This window comes from Saccharothrix sp. NRRL B-16348 (assembly GCF_001280085.1).
GTDB lineage: Bacteria > Actinomycetota > Actinomycetes > Mycobacteriales > Pseudonocardiaceae > Actinosynnema.
In genome coordinates this window covers 1-20,620 of the sequence record NZ_LGED01000227.1, presented here as the reverse complement: position 1 = coordinate 20,620, position 20,620 = coordinate 1, and the positions used below count along the sequence as shown (strand labels likewise).

At 69.0% G+C, this 20,620-nt stretch carries 16 protein-coding genes, 4 pseudogenes and 1 other annotated feature; of the genes and pseudogenes, 11 read left to right on the top strand and 9 right to left on the bottom strand.

Annotated elements, in window-relative coordinates; translation table 11 throughout:
- Nucleotides 1–51: 51 nt before the first annotated feature.
- The 3 genes from ADK67_RS33710 to ADK67_RS33700 all read right to left on the bottom strand — a co-directional run bounded on the left by ADK67_RS33710 (nt 52) and on the right by ADK67_RS33700 (nt 3,712).
- Complete coding sequence (locus ADK67_RS33710; RefSeq protein WP_053720609.1) at nt 52–1,728, bottom strand: hypothetical protein; 1,677 nt, start codon at nt 1,726–1,728, stop codon at nt 52–54.
- Between the two features lie 413 nt (nt 1,729–2,141).
- Nucleotides 2,142–2,507 carry a pilin gene (locus tag ADK67_RS33705; RefSeq protein WP_053720608.1) on the bottom strand — a complete coding sequence of 122 codons (366 nt, stop codon included), beginning with the start codon at nt 2,505–2,507 and terminating at the stop codon, nt 2,142–2,144.
- 146 nt (nt 2,508–2,653) lie between these two features.
- Nucleotides 2,654–3,712 (bottom strand): hypothetical protein, encoded by a 1,059-nt coding sequence (locus tag ADK67_RS33700; protein WP_053720607.1) that lies wholly within the window; start codon nt 3,710–3,712, stop codon nt 2,654–2,656.
- A gap of 746 nt (nt 3,713–4,458) precedes the next feature.
- On the opposite strand from ADK67_RS33700, the gene ADK67_RS33695 reads away from it, so the two are divergent.
- The 9 genes from ADK67_RS33695 (at nt 4,459) to ADK67_RS33655 (ending at nt 12,951) form a co-directional block, all read left to right on the top strand.
- On the top strand, nt 4,459–5,325 hold the full coding sequence (locus ADK67_RS33695; RefSeq protein ID WP_157621057.1) for a hypothetical protein: 867 nt from the start codon (nt 4,459–4,461) through the stop codon (nt 5,323–5,325).
- Nucleotides 5,322–6,509 carry a TRM11 family SAM-dependent methyltransferase gene (locus ADK67_RS33690; RefSeq protein WP_053720605.1) on the top strand — a complete coding sequence of 396 codons (1,188 nt, stop codon included), beginning with the start codon at nt 5,322–5,324 and terminating at the stop codon, nt 6,507–6,509. Before ADK67_RS33695 ends, ADK67_RS33690 begins: the two co-directional genes overlap by 4 nt.
- Nucleotides 6,506–7,972, top strand: coding sequence for a DNA cytosine methyltransferase (locus ADK67_RS49655; protein ID WP_231648465.1), 1,467 nt, complete (start codon nt 6,506–6,508; stop codon nt 7,970–7,972). Before ADK67_RS33690 ends, ADK67_RS49655 begins: the two co-directional genes overlap by 4 nt.
- A gap of 77 nt (nt 7,973–8,049) precedes the next feature.
- A complete protein-coding gene (locus ADK67_RS33680) occupies nt 8,050–8,550 on the top strand; it encodes a VUT family protein (protein ID WP_231648464.1) in 501 nt (166 codons plus the stop codon).
- Entirely contained in the window at nt 8,547–9,515 is a 969-nt protein-coding gene (locus tag ADK67_RS33675; RefSeq protein ID WP_231648463.1) for a deazapurine DNA modification protein DpdA family protein, read from the top strand. Before ADK67_RS33680 ends, ADK67_RS33675 begins: the two co-directional genes overlap by 4 nt.
- A 353-nt stretch (nt 9,516–9,868) precedes the next feature.
- Nucleotides 9,869–10,537: an HNH endonuclease family protein gene (locus ADK67_RS33670; protein WP_053720604.1), complete on the top strand. Its 669-nt coding sequence runs from the start codon at nt 9,869–9,871 to the stop codon at nt 10,535–10,537.
- Nucleotides 10,538–10,757: 220 nt separating this feature from the next.
- Entirely contained in the window at nt 10,758–10,955 is a 198-nt protein-coding gene (locus ADK67_RS33665; protein ID WP_157621055.1) for a hypothetical protein, read from the top strand.
- Between the two features lie 284 nt (nt 10,956–11,239).
- Complete coding sequence (locus tag ADK67_RS33660; RefSeq protein ID WP_157621053.1) at nt 11,240–12,019, top strand: hypothetical protein; 780 nt, start codon at nt 11,240–11,242, stop codon at nt 12,017–12,019.
- Nucleotides 12,016–12,951, top strand: coding sequence for a hypothetical protein (locus tag ADK67_RS33655; protein WP_053720601.1), 936 nt, complete (start codon nt 12,016–12,018; stop codon nt 12,949–12,951). The genes ADK67_RS33660 and ADK67_RS33655 overlap by 4 nt, the downstream gene beginning before the upstream one ends.
- 456 nt (nt 12,952–13,407) lie before the next feature.
- On the opposite strand, the pseudogene ADK67_RS33650 reads toward ADK67_RS33655, so the two are convergent.
- The 4 genes and pseudogenes from ADK67_RS33650 to ADK67_RS33640 all read right to left on the bottom strand — a co-directional run.
- A pseudogene (locus ADK67_RS33650) lies at nt 13,408–13,896 on the bottom strand (IS3 family transposase); the annotation flags it as partial.
- 31 nt (nt 13,897–13,927) lie between these two features.
- Nucleotides 13,928–15,145 carry an IS110 family transposase gene (locus ADK67_RS33645; protein ID WP_053720600.1) on the bottom strand — a complete coding sequence of 406 codons (1,218 nt, stop codon included), beginning with the start codon at nt 15,143–15,145 and terminating at the stop codon, nt 13,928–13,930.
- 413 nt (nt 15,146–15,558) lie between these two features.
- Nucleotides 15,559–15,681 (bottom strand): annotated as a pseudogene (locus ADK67_RS55465) (transposase); the annotation flags it as partial.
- A gap of 94 nt (nt 15,682–15,775) precedes the next feature.
- Nucleotides 15,776–15,904 (bottom strand) — a sequence feature (AL1L pseudoknot).
- Complete coding sequence (locus tag ADK67_RS33640) at nt 15,865–16,182, bottom strand: transposase (RefSeq protein ID WP_053720599.1); 318 nt, start codon at nt 16,180–16,182, stop codon at nt 15,865–15,867. It overlaps the preceding feature by 40 nt.
- Nucleotides 16,183–16,557: 375 nt before the next feature.
- Between ADK67_RS33640 and ADK67_RS33635 the strand changes: the two genes are divergently transcribed.
- On the top strand, nt 16,558–17,655 hold the full coding sequence (locus ADK67_RS33635; RefSeq protein WP_157621051.1) for a hypothetical protein: 1,098 nt from the start codon (nt 16,558–16,560) through the stop codon (nt 17,653–17,655).
- Between the two features lie 513 nt (nt 17,656–18,168).
- On the opposite strand, the gene ADK67_RS33630 is transcribed toward ADK67_RS33635, so the two are convergent.
- Nucleotides 18,169–19,908, bottom strand: coding sequence for an ISL3 family transposase (locus ADK67_RS33630; protein ID WP_053720597.1), 1,740 nt, complete (start codon nt 19,906–19,908; stop codon nt 18,169–18,171).
- Nucleotides 19,909–19,926: 18 nt separating this feature from the next.
- On the opposite strand from ADK67_RS33630, the pseudogene ADK67_RS54045 reads away from it, so the two are divergent.
- Nucleotides 19,927–20,103 (top strand): annotated as a pseudogene (locus tag ADK67_RS54045) (ISL3-like element ISMdi2 family transposase); the annotation flags it as partial.
- Between the two features lie 15 nt (nt 20,104–20,118).
- Here the strand turns inward: ADK67_RS54045 and ADK67_RS52880 are convergent.
- A pseudogene (locus ADK67_RS52880) lies at nt 20,119–20,620 on the bottom strand (IS630 family transposase); the annotation flags it as partial.

The following is a 20,620-nucleotide window of genomic DNA, read 5'->3' as shown; positions in this document are numbered from 1 at the left end:
CGGCCGGGATTCGCACCGCATAGGACCCGCCCGTCCGGGTCTCGTGGTAGCTCACGACCGCTCACCTTCCGATCGAGTAGGCACTGCCGGCGCAACGCCCCGAGCCGGAGGAACCGACGCCGGAGGCGGTGTGGGTGGTGACGTATCGGGACGACGCGGCGGCTGGAACAGCACCGGCGCCGGCGTGTGGGTCCTGGTCCGCCTGCCGTGCACACCGGTCTGCGGTGACACCGATCGGAACACCGGCACCTCGGCCCGCGCGGCCGCCCGGACCGGGCGCACGGGAGCGTCGCCGGTGGCCGGTCGGAACCGCAGCTCCGGCGGCACCGATGCCGTGCGCATCGGAGGCACGGGCGTGGACCGGGACGACACACGCGGCGCCGCCGCGCCGAACACCGGTGGCGCCGCAGTACCGACCGGATAGGGCAGAGGACTCGACGACGAACCTTCTTCGGACGCGCCGGCGGTCCGGAACTCGGGCACGGTGGTGCTGCCCGCGGGTTTCCAGGCGGCGAGGTCGTGCGTCGGTGCCTGGGGTGTGGGTTGAAGGAACCGCAGGTGCTGTCGACCGGACACCGTGCGCCGCCGCGCGGACTCCTGCGCCCGTTGAGTGTGCAGGCGGCGTCCGACCGCCTCCGGGGTCGCCGCGCCGCCGATGCCGCCCCACTCGCGGATCGGCGCCGGCCACGGCGGCTCACGGCGCGGCGCGCCCCCGGTGCCGAGACCCGGACCAGTCGACCGCCCGGCAGTCGCCGTCCGGGTGCCTCGACCGCCGAGTACACCCATCGTCTTGCCGATCACGAAGGCGCGGGCGAGTCCGCCGACGAAGGTCCGGCGTCCGCCGCCGAGTTGGACCTGTCGCATCACCCAGCCGGGGATCTTGACCAGGATCCACACCAGGGCGATCAGGACGATGAGGTTGACGAGTCCGTCGGTGGTCGGGGCGCCGAAGAAGTGGAACCCTCCGGGCTCCAGGAAGACCTTCAGGGCGCAGATCAGTGCGAGGCTTTGGCCGACCTGGATGCCGAGCACTCCGGCTCCGGTTCGCCAGAACCAGTGCGCGAGCCCTTCGGTCTGGGGCAGGCCGTGCCACATCAGCGCCAGCGGTGCCCCGGCCAGCAGGATCACGGTGAGCGCGACCCGCACGATGTAGCCGACCAGCAACGCGACCAGCAGGACGGTGAGCACCACCGACAACACCCCGGCGAACAACCCGCCCGTCACGAGTGAGTTGGCCACCAGACCGACGAACAGTTCGGTGACCGCCTGCCCGGAGGTCTGGGGGTCGAGCCCGTCGCCGAGCACGGCCAGACTGGCCGCGTTGGCCAGCCGGATGGCGTGGTCGCCGACGAGCAGGCTGAGGTTGGCGGCCAGGAACCCGACCGCGACGCGCGGCGCGATGTCGCGGATCGAGTAGCGGGCCTGCACGGTCTCGTGCCCCATCAGCAGGAGCCCGGCCAGCATCACCACCAGCGAGTAGACCGCCACCACGACCAGCCGCGACTTCTCCCACAACTCCCCGACCCGGGGCAGGTCGGCGAGCGTCGGCGTGGACAGCAGCGTGCCGCCGACCCAGCCCAACAACACGTTCAGCGACTCGCCGACCAGCAGGTGCAGGAACCCGGCGATCCCCTCCCCGACACACGCGCTCGGGTTGAGAATCCCGCACTCCGGGCCCTCCGGACGTGCCGGTGGGGTGCCCGTCGGGGTCGTGGACGGTCGGGACAAGGTGGTCGTCGGGCGCGGTAGACATCCGGGCGGAACTGGTCGGCCGGGTTGTGGTGTGAGGCAGGGGTTCGACGGCGCCGTGGTCGACGGCACCGCTGCTGTCGGCGAGCTCGTCGTCGACGGTGGGCACGGCACAGGGTGTGGACCCGGACCGGCACACGGATCGGAAGGTTGAGCGGCAGGCGCCGTGGCCGGTGTCGTCGGCTGCGCGGACGCCGACAGCACCAGGGTGCAGCCCAGTACCGCGACCGCACCGGCCAACAACACCGACACCGTGCGGCGGCGGCGCCCGATCGTCGGCTGCACGAGGCCGCCACGGTCGCCCGGCGACATCGGGGCCGGGACGGTGGTGGGGGACTCGTTCCACGGTGGCTGCCGGTGTCGACACACGGTGGACGTGGTGGTGGCCATGGCTAGGCGCCCACGATGCCCTTGAGCACCGAGACGACCAGCGGTGCGAGCGCGGCCAGTCCATAGCCGATCCCGGCGGACTTGAACGCGGTCTTCGCCTTCTCCTGCTCGCCGGGATCACCGCCACCGAACACCCGACGCACACCACCGACGGTCAAAAACACCGTCGCCAGCCCGGCGAGGATGCCCATCAACCAGTTGCGGATGTTGGTGAGAACCTCGTCGACGCTGCCCGCGACCGCGAGCACCGCGGTGTCCGCATGAGCCGACGACACGGGCAGGACGACGACGAGCCCGACCACCAGCTCGGCTATCACCACGAACCGCCGGGCGACGGTGGTGCGACGGCGCACCGACGCGGTACACATCGGAGGTATGGACGGTGTGCCGGCGGTCGATCGCGACGCACCCGACCGGGCTCGGCGAGTAGTCGCGGAAGGACCGGCGACGGGGCCGCGGCACAGCCGGTGGCCGCTGTCTCGGCGGTCGGGCGGGCAGTTGCCGGGCAGATGGGTCAGGCGCATCGGGGTTCCTCCGGAGTCGTGCCCGACGTCCGCCGCGTGGTCCCGGTCGGACGGTCGGGCGAGGTGGTGTGCACGGCAGCGACCGCTCGTCTCCCGCAGCCCTCGACTCCGGATTCCGCAGCGTTTTTCAACACGCTTCGCCGGACTTCTTTCGCCGACCTTCCCCGACGAGCGGTCACCATGCGTGACTTCTCGGGTGTGCCGGTCGACGGGTGCGCGGTCCCGTGGGCGGCGGCGGTGATCGTGACCGCGTTGACCGCACGGATCTCCACATCGCGTTCGCGGCGATCGCCGGGGTCGTCGTACGGGGCCTGGTCGGCGAGCCAGGCCACCAACCTGCGCTCCGCGCGGCGACGGACCTGTTCGATGGCCTTGTAGCTCACGCCCCGGTCCGCGGCGGCCTGGCGCAGCGTGTACTCCGGCTCCAGCCGGGTGGAGCCGATCAGCTCGGCCTGCGCCCCGGTGATCACACCCTCGGCCACCGCGCGGGCAAGCACGAAGTCCTCATGCCCCCACGGCCGGGTCGGCTCGCCGGAGTGGAAGTCCTCATCCGACGGGGTCGGGCTCTCCAACGCGTCGCGGATGAACAGGTGTCCCGCGCGCAACGCCGCGCACCGCAGCCGCCACATCACCCACGGCCTGTCCAGGTCCGCACGGGCCAACTCGGACAGGAACCCGGTCAGCACCGCGGCGTGGATGTCGTGGTGGTCATCGGCGAACGGCGCGCACAGCTCGGCCGCGATGGCGAACAACGCCGGCAGCGCGACCCCGACACAGCCCACCGTCGCCGCACCGCCCTCGTCGCGTGAACGCGCGACCAGATGCACCCAGACCGGGTCCACCGTCGACATCGGCAGAGCGGGATCCAACAGCAGATCCCGCAGCTCGTCCAGCGGCACCCGCCGCCGCGGCAGACCGGCGAAACACCGACCCTCGACCGAGATCGGATCCGGGCCGGTGACCAGCCACTCGAATGCCGTCCTCGCCGCATCCAACGGCAGACAATCACGCCCAAGAGGAACACAATTCAACATGTGACGTTTCGCCATGGCGAAGCTCCTTGCGCGATCGGCGAACAACGACCAGGCAAGGAAGCCAGGTCACGTCCACCGCAATGCCACCGAACCGCATCCGGAAAGCCACCGAACCGCCACCGGGCACCTCGAAAACGTCATGTCGAGTCGCCGTCAAGATCGCCAAGGGTGCCTTCTCCCGGCCTCACGGCCGGTGCTCAAGATCACCCGATGACCAGCAGTGACCGCACTCGACCTGGTGGAACAGGGAATCGGTGGCGATCCGGTGGCCTTCCGGTGGCGCGGGTCGCCGGCTCAAGCCGCACCGCGGTGGTGAGTCTCCTGCCCGGACGCGAGCAATCGAGCCGCTCGGCGACTTTCTCCCGACTGCGCCCTGCCTTGGGTATGGGTGCACATGCGAACCTCTGCCGTGCGACTACCCATGGGTGTCGAATAGGTTTCTCTGAAAAATCGGGTACAGGCTGTTGAAAAACGGTCCGGATTTCGGAGTCGAGGGCGTACGAGTGTGCCGCGTTCGCCGCGCACCCCGACTGCTCTGCGAGGAATCCATGACCCAGCCCGACCACCCCTCACGTCGCGGTCCGACGCGCCGCGACGACGCCACCCGCCCGGCGGGCACCAGTTCGCGCCGACACCTGGATGGGAACCGCCGCCCCTACCCGACCGCCCCGACCACCACCAGGATCAGCCCCGCCAAACCCGGCTCCGAACGCACCCGGTCGCGGTCACGTGATGCGGCAGCGTCGCCGACACCGGCAACGGTGTGGACGGCCGGCCCGGTCCCGATGGACCTCGACACGTCCTGGCCCACACCGATCATCGGCAAGATCGTCCGCGCGTTCAGCAAGCCCGGCGGACAGGTCGTGCTGCTGCCCTGGCCGACCCCAGGCGACACTTCCCCGCACATGCCGGCAGGCGATGACCGGACGGTCGACAACACGCCATCGGCGGAGCCCGACGGTGTGTTGGCCGACGCGCTCGCCGCCGTCGAGGGCCTCCGCCGGACCGGCCGTGTGGTGCGCGTGACGGCGGGTCCGGCCGCCACCGGTCCGGCGTCGCGACCGTTCTGGGACGACCTCGTCGGCGACCCCGGCGCCTCACGCTCGACCGTCTCGGCGTCGCCGCGTTCCGACATCGGCGACGGAGTGTCCGATGACCTCGGTACCCCGCAGGCGAGCACGGACCTGATCATCACAAGCCTGCGTCCCCAGCACGGCGGAGACCACGCCGGCGACCTCGTGGCACTGGTCGCGGCACGACTGCTGAGGGTCGGAGGAATCCTCGCCGTGCTCACGCACTGCGACTGGACGAGCGGTGAACTGACCGACCCGACCGGAGCAGTGGTGGCCGCGGCGCAGAACGCCGACCTGCTCTACCTCCAGCACATCGTCGCCCTGCACGCGCCGGTGCACGCCGGCCGGTTCGCCTCCGACCAGCTCACCGGACTCGACAGTCCGACGGCCGAGGACGACATCCGCGCCCGACACCGCGCAGCCGTGCGCGGGCTGCCCACGCCGCACCGCCGAATCCACTCGGACCTACTCGTGTTCGGACAGCAGCACGACTACGAACCGCCCCGCCAGGCCGCCGCGGGCACCGCGATGGTCGCGACCGGAGTCATCCGATGACCAGCGGCCCGATTCCGAACCCTACGCAGACCCCGACCGCCTGTCAGGAAGGTACGCCCGTGGCCGACGTCCACCTCGTCCGCACCGCCTCGGACACGCGCGTCGGCCCGGCCCGGGCCTGCATCGGGAGCGCGGTCGACGGGCCGACCCGGCGCGTCGCGCGCGCCGTCGTCGACGGCGTCGACACCACACCGGACCGGTCCGCCGAGTGCGCCGTGGCGGAGTCCGCGGTGTCGGTGTGGACGACCGCGCAGACCTCACCGGGAGCGCAGCGCAAGGGCCGCTACACGGCCGAGTCGACCGCTCATCCGGCCAAGATGCTCCCCGCCGTCGCCGCCTACGCGATCGGCCACTACACCGCGCCCGGCGACCTGGTGCTCGACCCGATGTGCGGGATCGGCACCACCCTCGTCGAGGCACTGCACGCCGGACGCCGTGCCGTCGGTGTCGAGTACGAACCCCACTGGGTCGAGGTCTCCCGCGCCAACGTCGACCTCGCCCACCACGCCGGCGTCACCCACGAGGGCCGTGTGTTCCACGGCGACGCCCGCCGGATCACCTCACTGCTACCACCGGAATACCTCGGGCAGGCCGCGCTGGTGGTCACCTCGCCGCCGTACGGGCCCTCCACCCACGGACAGGTCTCGGCGATACCGGGCGTCGGAGTGCAGAAGTACCACCACCTCTACGGCAACACCCTCGACCGCGGCAACCTCGCCAACATCGGCCACCACCGCCTACTCGCCGGGTTCACCCGCATCCTCACCGGACTCACCGCCTTCCTGCGCCCCGGCGGACACATCGCCATCACCATCCGCCCCTGGCGCGAACACGCCGAACTCATCGACCTGCCCTCCCAGATCCTCGCCTGCGGACGCGCCGCCGGACTCATCCCCGTCGAACGCTGCGTCGCCCTGCTCGCACGCGCGGCCGAACACGACCTCGTACCCAGGGGCTCGTTCTTCCAACGCGACTTCATCCGCAAACAACGCGAAGCCGGACTGCCACTGCACCTCATCGCGCACGAGGACGTACTGGTCCTCAGGACGCCCCTCACAAGCACGAGTTCGCCATCCGCGGGCGCGGCGGATCTCAAGAATTCCCGAGGTTCCGTCACCGGAACGGTACGGCACGCCGCGAATCCGAGGACCGCCTCGGATGTGTCGGAGAGCAGGGCGGCATGACCGGCCGACCACGTCAGTCGACACGCGAGCAGACGGCTCACCCGCTCGCGGTCGCCCCAACCCGCAAGATGCCGCCGGGCGCGGGACGGCCGACGCGACCGACCGTCGAACGCGGTCCCCTGATTGGGTCGTTGTGCACCGGCCACGGCGGCTTGGACCTCGGCGTGCTGGCCGCTCTCGGCGGCGGCCGGATCGCCTGGGTCGCCGACCCCGACCCGCACATCGCCCGGATCCTCGACGCCCGGATGCCGGGCATCCCGAACCTGGGCGACCTGCGGCGCATCGACTGGGCCGCGGTCGAGCCCGTCGACGTGCTCGTAGCCGGGTGGCCGTGTCAGGACATCTCCGCCGCGGGCAAACGCGCGGGCATCGAGAAAGGGCGCCGCAGTGGCCTGTGGACCGACATCGTGGCGGGCGTTCGCGTACTACGACCCGCGCTCGTCGTGCTGGAGAACGTCGCCGCGCTTCGCTGGAAAGGCGGAGGGCTCCACCGTGTACTCGGCGACCTGGCCGAAGCGGGGTATGACGCGTTCTGGCGTAGCGTCCGCGCCGCCGACGTCGGAGCCGCCCACCGCCGCGAACGCGTGTTCCTGCTCGCCTGGCCCCGCGACACCACCCACGCCATCCTCGGATGCGAAGAACTGCACGCACCGGACGCAGACCGGTGGGCCGTCGCTGCCGGACGAGGCGAGGCTGCTGCCGACCCCGCGGGCCTCGGACACCGGAACGGCGGGACGCGCGGCGGGAACGGGGTTCCGGCCGCCACTGTCACAGCAGGTGCTCCCGCTGGCCGACCCGCAGTGGTTGTTGCTGACACCGCGCGCCACGGACGGCACGAAAGGCTGCCCGGCCCAGCGAGGCTCCAAGGGCGACCTGATGCTGCCCTCCGCGGTGATCAGCCTGCTCAACCCAGCCACGAACCACAGCGGCGACGCCAGCTCGTAACAGCGCCCTCAGAGGACGGCGGACCCACCGACGGCCCGGCCAGCCGGCTGTCCTTGCTGTCGGTGGACTGGGGCGTCTACGAGGCGGCGATCGGCCGCTGGGAGACCGTGCTCGGCCGCCCGACACCCCACCCGACCCAACCCGGCAACCACGGCCGCCCGGTACTCGCCCCGGCCTTCGTCGAGCACCTCATGGGCCTCCCGCCCGGGTGGGTCACCGACCTCCCGCTGCCCCGCACCGCACAGCTGCGGGCGCTGGGCAACGGCGTCGTCCCCCAGCAGGCCGCCCACGCGGTGTCGCTGCTGCTGCACGACCTCGCCGAACTCCTGCACGCCGACCACCGGACCGGGACCGGCACGGAGGTGCTTGCGGCGCCCCGCAAGACGACGCGGCACCCGCGGTCGCTCACGCTGGCGCCGACGCACGACGACGGCAGCGACCCGGACGGCTGCTCACCCTGGTCGTGCCGCTCCGGTGAGCCGGTCACCGACACCGGGCCCGGGGAGCGTGCGGCGTGAACACCACGACGATCCCGCAGCTCCGCACGACCGGGCCGGGGGCGGTGGTCGGTCCGGTGCCATCACCGTGTCGCGTGGTGTCCGTTGTCGCGGTGCTGGCCGGATACCTGGTGGCGGTCGTCGCTGCCAACATCGCCTCGGTCCACTGGCCGCCGTTGATTGTCGGCGGGATGCTGCTGCCGGCGGGCACGCTGTTCGTCGGTGCCGGTCTGACCCTCCGCGACCTGGTGCACGACCGGTGCGGAGCCCTCGGGGTCACAGCGGGCATCCTCGCCGGCGCCGGACTGTCAGCCCTGTTTGCCTCGCCGCGGATCGCCGTGGCCTGTGTCGTCGCGTTCACCGTCTCCGAAGTCCTCGACACACTCGTCTACACCCGGCTACGCCACCGCACACGAACCACGGCGGTCGCGGCGTCCAACGCCGCGGGGCTGGTGGTCGACAGCGTGCTGTTCGTCCCGCTGGCCTTCGGCGGCGTCGCCGCCCTGCCCGGTCAGATCACGGGCAAAGCCGTCGCCACGATCCTCACCCTGACCGCCCTGCACACCGCCCAGCGGCGCCGTCGGACGGCACGGACATGAAGTTCTACCTCGGCACCCACCAACCGGCCTGGCTGGCCCGCGACCTCGGCGTGCCGCTCCTGGTCAGCCACCGCCGCCTGGCCGACCGCCGAACCCTCCCACGCGCCACCACAGGATGGGCACTGGACTCCGGCGGCTTCACCGAACTGTCCCTGCACGGCCACTGGCGCACCGACGCGACCACCTACGCCGCCGCCGTCCGCCGCTACGCCACCGAGATCGGCCACCTCGACTGGGCCGCACCCCAGGACTGGATGACAGAACCCCACGTCCTCGCCCGCACCGGACTGAGCCTGCGCACCCACCAACACCGCACCGTCACCAACTACCTCCGACTACGCGACCTCGCACCCGACCTCCCGATCATCCCCGTCCTGCAAGGACAATCCACCGCCGACTACCACCGCTGCGCCGACCTGTACGAACGACACGGCATCGACCTCGCCACCCTGCCCCTGGTCGGCGTCGGCAGCGTCTGCCGACGACAACACACCACCGACGTCGAACACATCATGCGCTCACTGGCCACACGCGCACTCCGCCTGCACGGCTTCGGCGTCAAACTCACCGGCCTCACCCGCTACGCCGACACCATCACCAGCTCCGACTCCGCATCCTGGAGCCTCACCGGCCGCTACACCACCGGCTGCACACCCAGCCACCGCAGCGAATCCAACTGCCTCCGCTTCGCCCTCACATGGCACAACCGCGTCCTGCGCACCCTCACACCCCACACCGACCCACGGGAACCGGACTCGGATCCCACGCGAGGACTCCATGAACACGCCACGACGCGTCCCCGGACGTCTACGCCCGCTCGCCCCGCCGACGCTCGCCCCGCCGACGCTCGCCCCGGCGACGACCGACCCGCCACCGGCCCGCATCCGCCCAACGGAGAACCCCGAACCGGTCGAACCCGTCGACCCGGCCGCCGCCCGGAACACCCCGCAACCCGACACCGGTGACACCACACCGATCCTGTACACCCCCGAACAAGCCGCCACCATGCATCTGCGGATGCACGATCAACCCCATCACACGATGAAATACGCGTCCGGGCAAGAGAGCAGCCCTCGGCACGGGGTCACGGTCGGGGAAACGAATCACCGCACGCCGAGGGCCGACAGCGAGACACCCTATCTCCGACACCACCTCCATGCCACGACGGCGCGGCGTTGGACACAGTGGCGCCCGAGGCGATCAACCATCGGCTCCACGCCCCTTCACCATCGGGTGGAACCTCGTTCGCTGTCAGGCGGCCACAGGGTGCCGCCGCTACTTCTGGACGCATGAGGTCCGTTCACGGCGAAGGAACACGATGAGGGCATCTTGGCGAGTGTCGGCGACGATCGCGTTGATCTGCACCGTGCTCACGACAGTAGCCGGACAGGCAGCATCGGAGACCGACACGGCACGGGCCGAGGCGGTGCCGCTGCGCGAGGCGATCACCCGCCTGGCTGTGGCCGACGAGGTACGTGACGGCTACGACCACGCCGAGTTCCGCCACTGGATCGACGCCGACCGCGATGGCTGTTCCACTCGCGCAGAAGTCCTGCTGCAGGAGGCGAACACCGCCCCGCAGGTCGCACCGCACTGCGACCTGTCGGGAGGCCGGTGGTACTCCTACTACGACGACACTCACGTCGACGGCCCTCAAGGGTTGGACATCGACCACATGGTGCCGCTGGCCGAGGCGTGGGACAGCGGCGCCTTCGACTGGACCGCGCAGCGCCGTCAGTCCTACGCCAACGACTTGGACGAACCCGCCGCGTTGGTAGCGGTGACCGCACGCTCCAATCGCGGCAAAGCCGACCGGGATCCTGCCTCGTGGCTGCCACCGCACGCGCCTGCGGTGTGCCGCTACGTCGCCGAATGGGTCACGGTGAAGCTGCGGTGGGGCTTGACGGTCGACACGGTGGAACACGACGCACTGATCGCCGCAGCGGCACAGTGCCCGAACGACCCCATCACCGTCCGACCCGCCTGACGTCACGCCACCTGGACCGCCCGTGACCCAAGGCCCACCTTCAGCTCACGCAATGCCAAGACCGTCCGGAAGCGGCCGAATCCAGTCGATGCGCACGTCGGAAGCTATATGCACTATCGCTTCAGTGCAAACTGATAATGTGTAGTGCATCGTGTGGTGATGGACGGTCGTGCTCGCCCTTAGATGGCGACGGCGGGCGGTGTGCGCCAATCTCGCGGACGTGAACAACGATCTCTATGCCGATGCTGCTCGTGCCGAGGCCGACTACTACGCCCACGCTGCGGATCTCGGGTTCTCATCGGAGTACGCCGAGGGAAAGCTGCGGCGGGCCGTGTTCGATACGGGGAGGGAAGGGCGTACCGAACCCCTCGACCTTGCCCGTTCGCGCCTTGCGGCCGAGGCTCAGGCTGGCGATTGATGCTCTACCTCTGCCCTCACCCCGGGCTACCGCCCATGCACTTGGCTGAAGGGCTGACGACGTGGCCAGCTCGGCTTCTCCGGTGCCGATCACGTCCCTGGCCTGTATACCAGGCTCCCCCGTCCGGGTTGTGTGGTGTTGGAGGTCTGGGTCGGCGACGAGATGGACCGATTTCGATACCACCTCTAACGGGTGAATGGCCGTAACGCTTCCGGCGTTACCTGGATTCCAGGTATGAGGTGTCGCGTCGGAGGTGATCGGCAATGATTCCGAGTTGGCGTGTGGTGACCGTTGCGGCGGGTGCAATTGTCCTGGTCGTCGCCTGTGGTTCGCAGTCCGGCCCGAACGGCGGAGCGACGACCAACACCGAGGTCACCCGGGCGGAGTTGGACACGCTCGGCACCGAACCGCCCGACACCACCGAGGTCACCCGGACGAAGGACGGGTCGACCGCGATCAACGTGGGCGGCGCGCGGCTCAACGGCAAGACCGACCACAGAAACTGGCCGTTCGTGTTCGCGCTGGCTGAGGACGAACCGAAGCAGACCTGGTGCAAGGTGTTCGAGATCAGCGCGGACTCGTCCGTTCCGATCACCGTGGACGTCTCGCTTTCCGGCTCCCGGCTCCTCCGACTCGCCTCCGACCAGGTGTCGTGTACTTACGATGTTGGTGACTGCCGCGGCTTCACGTTCCAACCGGGGAAAAAGGATCAGGCCTGTCGGGTCGAGATCGAGGCGTCGAGGCCCGCCAGTGGTCGTGCCCAGGCTACCGTGACGTTCACCTTCCAGAGCCGGTGCCCGTCCACGTCCGGGAAGCCGTGCGACGATCCGAGGGTCGCTGCCGAGTCGCCGGAGCCGGGCAAGCCGGTCCTGGTCACCTGGACGTCGCAGCAGGACCTCGTGACCGTGGTGGCCCTCCCGTGCACGAGCGACGAAACCGAGTGGCCGGGCACAGGGCGGATCTGCCGCGCGGTGAAGACAACCGCGCCGGAAACCGACCTATCGGAGACCACCAGGACCAAGACCGCCACGACGAACCGGACGACGACACCGCCCACGTCATGACCGCGCACGGTCCGCTGGACGAGCCCGGGAGCATCCTCGCCCGGGTCCAGTCGTTCGCCGCGATCGCCGCGCCGACCACGCTCGTGGCCGCGTTGTTGTTCTACTTCGGCTACGTGTCGACGCTGGTGCGGTACGAGTACTTCGGGGTCGACCTGAATGCGCTCGACCTGTCGACCACCGAACTCCTGCTGCTGGGCACGGAGGTCATCTTCCCGCCGGTGGCCGGTCTGCTGGTGTTCCTCGTGCTGAGCCTGGTCGCCCACCGCGGCGTGCGTGCGCTGCTGCGGCGGCGTGGGGCACGGGCGCCGAAGGCCGTCGGCACCTTGCTGGCGGTGGTCGGCGCGGCGCTGTTTGTGCGGGCCGTGGTGGGCATCCTGGTGGTGAGCGTGTCGCGGGACGAGTTCCCGGGCGTGACGGCGATATCGCTGGGCCTGGGTCTGCCGCTGCTGGCCTACGGGATCTGGGTCTTCCGCAACGCCGACCGCCGCAACGCGAGCCGCAACCCTGGCCGACGCGGCACAGGCCGAAACGCCACCCGGCCGCGGCGCGAACGCGCGCGTTCCGGCGACGTGCTGCTGGTGACGACACTCGGCGCGATCGTCGTGCTCGGCCTGTTCTGGGCGACGAACAACTTCGCTGCGGCGTACGGGCGCGGCAGAGCCGCCGAACTGGCCGCCGAACTGCCCACCCGACCGATGGTGGTGCTGGACCTGGAACAGCAACTCTATCTGCCGGAGGGCATCAAGGGCGTCCACCAGTTCCCGCTGCCGAACTCGGAGGGCCAACGCTTCCGGGTGCGGTGCCAGGGCTTGCGCCTGCTGACCGAGGCCGGCGGCCGACTCTTCCTCGTCCCCGACCAGTGGGCGGGAACGAGGAGAACGGTGGTGGTGCCCTACGACGAGTCGGTCCGCGTCCAATTCCTGCCCGGCTAGTGTGAAGGCCGTTCAATTCAGGCGGTTTGAAGTGGTGTCGAGGGCAGGCTGATCATGGGACAGCGGAGCCCTGGTGAACAGGCTTGTCCTCGCAAGACAACAGTACTCGGCTTGAGACAGTGAAGATCGCCGCCAGTGTTGCAGCTGCGACTGGAGGCTTCGGGCGACGCCGGCTATCCGACGAACCGTTCCGGGTAAGCGGCGAGTACCGTTCAAATATTCCCGGCGGGCGCGGCCGCCACCCACCGTCGAGGGAATTCATGCGTCGATTTCCAGTTACGGCCGGTCGCTGGGGCGCCTGCCGCGCGGAACGTCGTACACGTCGGTGTTCGAACGCCGCGCCGTTGTCCAGGACCGCCGCCGCCCTTTCGGCTCTTGTGAACGGATCTGCCACTCAGCGTCGCGTTTCCTAATGCCAGATGGGTTGTCAAGTACCGGGTTTAATGGAGGGTTTGATCACCCGCTCGGTGTCGGTACGGGTGCGGTTGTCTGGTGGTGGTTGGTCTCGTGTTCGACGGGCGGGATCAGACCGAGCTCGCCGTGCAGTCGGCGGTGGTTGTACCAGTCGATGTACTCGGTGACGGCGATTTCGAGGTCGTCGATGCCGCGCCAGGGTCCCTTGTTGCGGACAAGCTCCGCCTTGAAGATCGAGTTGAAGGCTTCCGCGAGGGCGTTATCGTAGGAATCTCCTTTGCTGCCAACGGATGCGATCGCGCCGGCCTCGGCCAGGCGCTGGGTGTAGCGCACGGCGTGGTATTGCGTCCCGCGGTCGGAATGATGAATCAGATCGCCGGTGTCCTGTCCGGCGCGGGTGCGGGTCCACAACCCCATCTCGAGTGCGTCGAGGGCCAGGTCGGTGCGCAGTGACGTGGACAGCTGCCAGCCGACCACGCGGCGGGAGAACACGTCGAGCACGAACGCGGCGTAGACCCAGCCGGTGAAAGTGCGGACGTAGACACCTCACGCGGGTCAGGTGTCAAGCGGGTTTGTTTGGTGGTTGGGGTTGGGGCCAGGCTGCGTCTTCGCGCCAGGGTTGGTTGTGGGTGTGGCACCACCAGAGGCGGCCGAGGAGTTTGTTGGCCAGGTTGCGTAGGGCGGCGTTGTGGCTGTCTCCGGTGGCGCGGCGTTGGTCGTAGTGGGCTCGGGCGCCGGTGGACTTGGTGATCGAGGCGAAGGCCCACCAGTGGCAGGCGTCGCCCAGGCGCCGGTTGCGGATGTGGCGGGCGCGGACCACCGTGGACTTGCCGGAGGCTTTGGTGATCGGTGCGGTTCCGGCGAAGGCGCGCAGGTTCTGGGCGGTGGCGAAGCGGTTGGTGTCATCGCCGATCTCGGCGAGCACGCGCGCCGCCAGGATCGGTCCCAGCCCGGGTACCGAGCGCAGTAGCTCGGCGGTCGGGTGCCGGCCGAGTTCGGTCGCCAACGCGGCCTCGAGGTCTGCGATACCGACTTGCATCACGGTCACGATGGCCAGCAGTGCCGCGACGGCGCGACCGTAGCCTGCTTCCACCGGTGGCGGTTGGCGGAGGGCCGGCGTCTGCAGCTGTGCGACGATCCGCTCGGCCAGGCCGGGGTCGTTGCGGCGGCCTGCTCGGCGGAGCAGGGTCGTCGCCCGTGTCCGGGTCAGCCTGGCCGCGGCCGTCGGTGTCGGCGCGGCAGTCAGGACGTGCAACGCCGCGTGGTGGGTCAGGATCGGGAAGGCGGTCAGGGCGTTGGGGTAGTACTCGATCAGCAGGGAACGTAGGCGGCTCACCGTCGCCTGTCTGACCCAGATCGCCTCCTGATGTTGGCGGGCAAGGACTTTGACCGCTTGTCCTGTCTCGCTGGTCGCGGGTAGTAGCCGGTGCAGGTGGCGGTCGGTGCGCAGCACGTTGGCCAGAACCAGAGCGTCACCGCGGTCCGATTTCCCGCCCGCCTGGCCCCACCGTTCCCGATAGCGGGCCACCGCACGGGGGTTGATCGCGTAGACGTCGAACCCGGCAGCGCGTAGTGCCGCGACGATCAGCACCTTGTCGGTCTCGATCGCGACCGACACGCCGGTCGGGTCGGCGGCGTGCTCGGCGAGCAGTGCCATCAGCTCGGTGAACCCGGTCAGCCCGGTGTCGATACGTAACTTCGCGATCCGCCGGCCGTCGGCGTCGACCAAGGCGACGTCGTGGTGTCCCTCAGCCCAATCGATCCCACAGGTGATCGTCATGTGCCCTTTCGAGGGTCGTGATCGCGGACAGGGTGGGACGAGCCCGAGGGCCTGCGCGGCGACCTAATGGACAGTGCTCGAGGCACGACACCTCACCAGCCGGCTGCAAGCCCAGCGACTGGCAGGGCCACCGTCTACCTAGAGACCTCATGGTCGGTGGAACAGGAGTGGTCACCCGTCAGCGGCTCGACGAGCACACCCTCCCAGACCTCGGGTCGGTGATATCTCAGTGGACACCTGCCAATCGCTCGACCCACAGACGATCCACCGCCCCAGGTCTCACCCACCCATTAGGTGATGTCGGCGACCCACAGCCGGTTGGGCGCCGGGGCGGCGAACTCCCGCTTGACAAGGTCCGGACGCGGGTCGCCGCCCTTGCCGCCGTGGGTGGTGCGCGGGGTCTTCAATCGTGAGATCCCCTGCAGGCCAACGGCTTTCATCAGTCGGGCGACGGTGCAGCGAGCGACCGGACGACCCTCGACGCCGCCTTGGCGGACCAGCTCGGCGTAGATCTTGCGGATCCCGTAGACGCCGTAGCTTCTCGCGCACCTCCGTGATCTTCTCGGTGACCACCGCGTCGCGGACCGCGCGTGCCGAAGGCGGACGGGAGCGGGCGGCGTAGTAGGTGCTCGGAGCGATCTTGGTGCTGGCCGCGGTCAGTACGGCACAGATCGGCTCGACTCCGAACTCGTGTTTGTGGGCGTCGGTGTAGGCGACGATCAGCGGGAGGGGCGGTCCAGCTCCGCCGCGAAGAAAGCGGACGCGGACTTCAGGATCGCGTTGGCACGGCGCAGTTCCCGGTTCTCCCGCTCCAGTTGCGCGATCCGTTCCGCGTCGCCCGTGGTGGTGCCCGGCCGGTCACCGGCATCGATCTCCGCACGCTTGACCCAGGTCCGCAACGCCTCCGGGTGGATCCCGAGCTGATCGGCGATCCGCTTGATCGCCCCGGTCGCCGCGGCCGGATCCCGCCGGGCTTCCACAACCATCCGGGTCGCCCGCTCACGCAGCTCGTCAGGATATTTCTTCGGTGGTGCCATGACCCCTCATCATCCAGGCTTGATGGTCTCCATCAAACCCGGCACGAGACAGAGTGAAGCAATGTCCATTCAAGGGTCAGGGTCATTGCCGTTATGTGCGGTGATCTACTGCCGGTAGGAGATCATTTGGGCGTAGTGACCTGTCCGACGTGCCGCTTGCCGACCGTTCGACCGCTTGTCGTCAGGGGCGATCCGCTCGGCGCGGACGACCGTCTGTCATGTATCTACTGGCCGGTTGCGGTTGGAGGGCCGGACCGGCGTCACGCCCGGTACGCGGCTCGTGCTGTCGAGCGGCCGAGTCGTGCGAGGAATCCCCCAGATTCGCCCAAGGGTCGCCGTGCAGGGTGATCTCCACTCACAACGAGAAGGGGAACCATGATCGGACGTTGGCTTGGGGTGCTGACCGCCGTGGTGTTGCTGACCGCAGTAGCGTCGCCGGCGCATGCGCGGATTGCGGCCGATGAGGACAAGGCCGACTTCACGCTGGAGTTCAAACCCGCCGCAGGGAAGCTCACCTCGAAGAAGGTGACCATGGAGGAACTGTTCGCCGATCTGAATCACGACATGGTGCGCAACGATGAGGCGTGCGACGACGCGATCAAACGCGGCGTCGTGCTCGACACGTGGTACTGCTTCGATCCTGACGACAAGAGCAGCCGGGGGGCGTGGATTCCACAGGGTGTGTCACACGCGTCCGACGCGTTCGAGGACGAGAAGTGGAACGGGCGCTCGCCGCTCATCGTGAGTTGGTACAACGGCGCGTCCACCCGCGTCACCTTCATCGACCAGGACCTGCAGTACCGCCACGTCCGGCTGGTCGTGCCGAACGCCTCGGGGACGGGGTACCGCAACGTCTCGGTCCACGCGGGCGGGGTGCTCTGGTACGAGCAGTACATCTACCTCGTCGACACCAAGAACGGCCTGCGGGTGTTCGACACCCAACAGATCCACCGCGGCTCGGGGTCGGACAAGTACGTGTTGCCGCAGATCGGGGTGTGGAAGACCAAGACGGCGAGCAAGTCGGAGAACTTCTGCACGAACAACCCCGACGCCAGGTTCTCCTACATCGGGCTCGACCGCTCGTCCCACCGCATCCTCGTGGGCGAGTACTGCAGGAGCAGGGACAGCAGCAACGGCAGACTCGTCGCCTACAGCGCCTCGGCCGGCAGGCCGAGTGTGCCGGGGACGCCCGCAGTCCCGAGCGACGTCTGGGACCTTCCGGTCCCCAACATCCAGGGGGCGGCCTCGGACGGAACGTACTTCTACCTCAACCAGACCGGGAACGCCGAGGAAGGCCCCAGCACACTGCACCGCGTCACCGCGAGCGGGAGGGGGATGACCTCTGTGAAGACGAAGCCGGCACCGACCGGGGCCGAGGACCTGTCCCTCGAACGCAGCCGCGGCCTGCTGTGGTCGGTGACCGAGTACCAGAAGCCGGGCCGGATGCTGTACCGGATGGCGAAGACGTTCTGAGGCCGTGCCATCAGCGCACAGACGACCGGGTGGTCACCAGTCGGCTCTGGCCGGTCGGTGACCACCCTCTGGTTTGGTCCGAGCGTGCCCCGGTGTCAGGTGCGAGTCGCGACGACCGCCGAATAGAGCCGGTATTCACTGTCTGTCAGATTTCAAAGACACAGGGATCGACCCTGCACCCGAACGCACCTCGACGACCTGGACCGTCTTCCTCCGCTCCCAGCCCGACGCACTCCTGGCCTGTGACTTCTTCGAAGCCTCCACGTTGACCGGCACTCGGCTGTACGTACTCGCGGTGATCGAGCACGCCAGCCGCCGGCATCAAAGTCGTCCTCAGCGGAGTCCGCATCCCGCGCATGAACGCGATCTTGGAACGCTGGATCCGCAGCTGCCGCCGTGAGCTCCTCGACCGCACCTCATCCGGAACCAACAGCACCTACTCCATGCGCTACGTCAGTACGAGCACTTCTACAACACCCACCGACCCCACCAAGGCATCGCCAACGCCGACCACTACACCCCCTGCCACCAACCGTCACCGACCAAGCAGCGGTCGCCCGCCTCGATATCCGCCGACGGAAACGACTGGGCGGCATCCTCAACGAGTACCACCAAGCCGCCTGAGCTGCATGGATGCCATTTTCGGCATGCACTGATGGTGCTCTCTGAAATGGGCTCTGGCACACATTCGGTGACCAGGACGCGGCGTCGGAGCAGGTCGAAACTCGCTCGACCGAACATCGCGCGCTTGATCAACTTCAACCGGTTCACGTTCCCCTCCGTCGGACCGTTGCTATGAGACAACGTCAACCCGGCCACCACCGCGTCCCAATCACGCCGCAGGGCGGTGGCAAAGCCCCGCATCTCGGTGACGTCGCTCGTCTCGGCTTGCCTGACCCAGGCTTCGAGTTCGTGCCCGCGGCGTTGACGTAGTAGCAAGGCGAACTCCGCGGCGAGTCTGCCGGTGACGGCGACGTGGTCGGAACGGCGGAGGATCCGGTCCAGGTGCTCCTGTTCCCGGTCGGTGAGCTCCTCGGGTCGTCTCATGATCCAACCGGTCGCCTTCCTGGGGGTGACCGTGGGCGGTGGCTCGGCGGGGACGCCTGCGACGCGCCAGTGCTGTATCCGGCGGCGCACGAGTTGGCGGCTGCCGCGGAAGCCCTGGGCTGTGATCTCGGTGTAGAGGACTGCGGCGTTGACACAGCCCTCGCCCCAACGTCGTCGCAGATAGGGCACGAAGGCGTCGATGAGGCTGCCGCGGTCGGTCGCCGTGCTCATCAGGTCGTCGAGGTCGCGGCGGGCGTAACGACGCACGGTCTTGCGATCCAGATTCAGCTCTCGGGAGATGGCGGAGATGGTCCAGCCTTTGGCGATCATTCGCTGGATCTGCGGTTGGAGGGCCCGGATCCGCTGCGCGAGCGGGCCCGGGGTCGACGTCGCCTCGGGGGTCGGCAGGACCCGGACCTTATCGTCGGGCTTGTCGCGCAGACAGGAGCGGCAACGGCTGATCACCCGTTCGACCACGGCGGAGAGGTTCGCGAGCAAGTGCCATCTGTCCGCGACCTGGATCGCGTCGGGTGCTCCGCGGCGGGCGCCGTCGGCGAAGTAACCGGCGCGGTCCCGGCAGACCACCTCGACACCGGGGTGCCGTAACAGCCATGCGGCCAGGGCGTCGGAGGTCGCCTCCGGCAACAGGTCCACCGGTCGTCGAGTAGCCATGTCCACCAGGATCGTCCCGTAGTTCCGTCCTTTGCGGAACGCCCACTCGTCCACCCCGACCACCCGTAACCGCCCGACATCGGGTTCGGGCAGGGCACGGAGGAGCCGCAGCAGCGTCATCCTGCTCACCGCACTGGCGAGTCCGACGCACAACCGCGCCCCGGGACGACCTCCCAACGCCAATGCCAACCTCACCAGCACGTCGCGGAGTTGGACACTGTGCCGTCCGTAACGGACGGTCAGACCGTCGACCTGTTCGGCGAAGATCCGACGCTCGCACAGCTCGTTGCGACAGAAGAACCGGCGTACCTCCAGGCGCAGCACCGTCTCCTGCCCGGACACCGCCATGTCCGACACCGTGCGCGGATAGCGGCTGTGCACCCGCGCCGAGTCGACTCCGCAGCATGGACACGCCGCTGTCCGCGATGTCGGCCTGGCATGCAACGCAACCGACCCGCCCGCACGGGCGACCTTCTCCACGCGCACTACGGAGAGATGCGGGAACATGACGGCGAGCAGATCGGCGACGAGCATACGACATGATCAACAGGCGAGATGCGGGGCTTTGCCACCGCCCTGCGGCGTGATTGGGACGCGGTGGTGGCCGGGTTGACGTTGTCACACAGCAACGGTCCGACGAACGTGAACCGGTTGAAGTTGATCAAGCGCGCGATGTTCGGTCGAGCGAGTTTCGACCTGCTCCGACGCCGCGTCCTGGCACGGACCTGACCCGCCCCGGCGACGTCACCGAATGTGTGCCAGAGCCGCGCAGGTCTTGAGCAGGTCGAGGAACTCGCGGTGGCGTTTGCGGCGCCGGATGCGGTAGTGGATCTTTCCGGTGGTCAGGTCGAGTGCGGCGAGCATGTGCATCACGCCGTGGTGGCGGTTGTAGGTGGCCCGTAATCGGCGCGGCGACCCGGCGGGTCGCCAGGCTCTGCCCTTGCGCGGCATCAGGTTGAGCGGTCCGAACTCGTCGACGCAGACCACCCGTCCGTCGCCGGGCGGATGGTCGTAGAGGTCGAGGATCCGCTGCATCTTGATGACGAAGTCCGGGTCGGTGGAGGCCTTCCAGGTGGTGGTGGCCTGCCAGGAGACCCCGGCGTCGCGCAGGATGCGGCGCAGCGTCTCCCGGCTGATCGCGGCGACCGTGCCGCGGTCGAGCAGATGGTCGCGCAGCTTGGACAACGACCAGGTGGAGAACGCGGTGATGCCCCAGTCGGCGGGCGCAGTGCGGGCGATCAGGCAG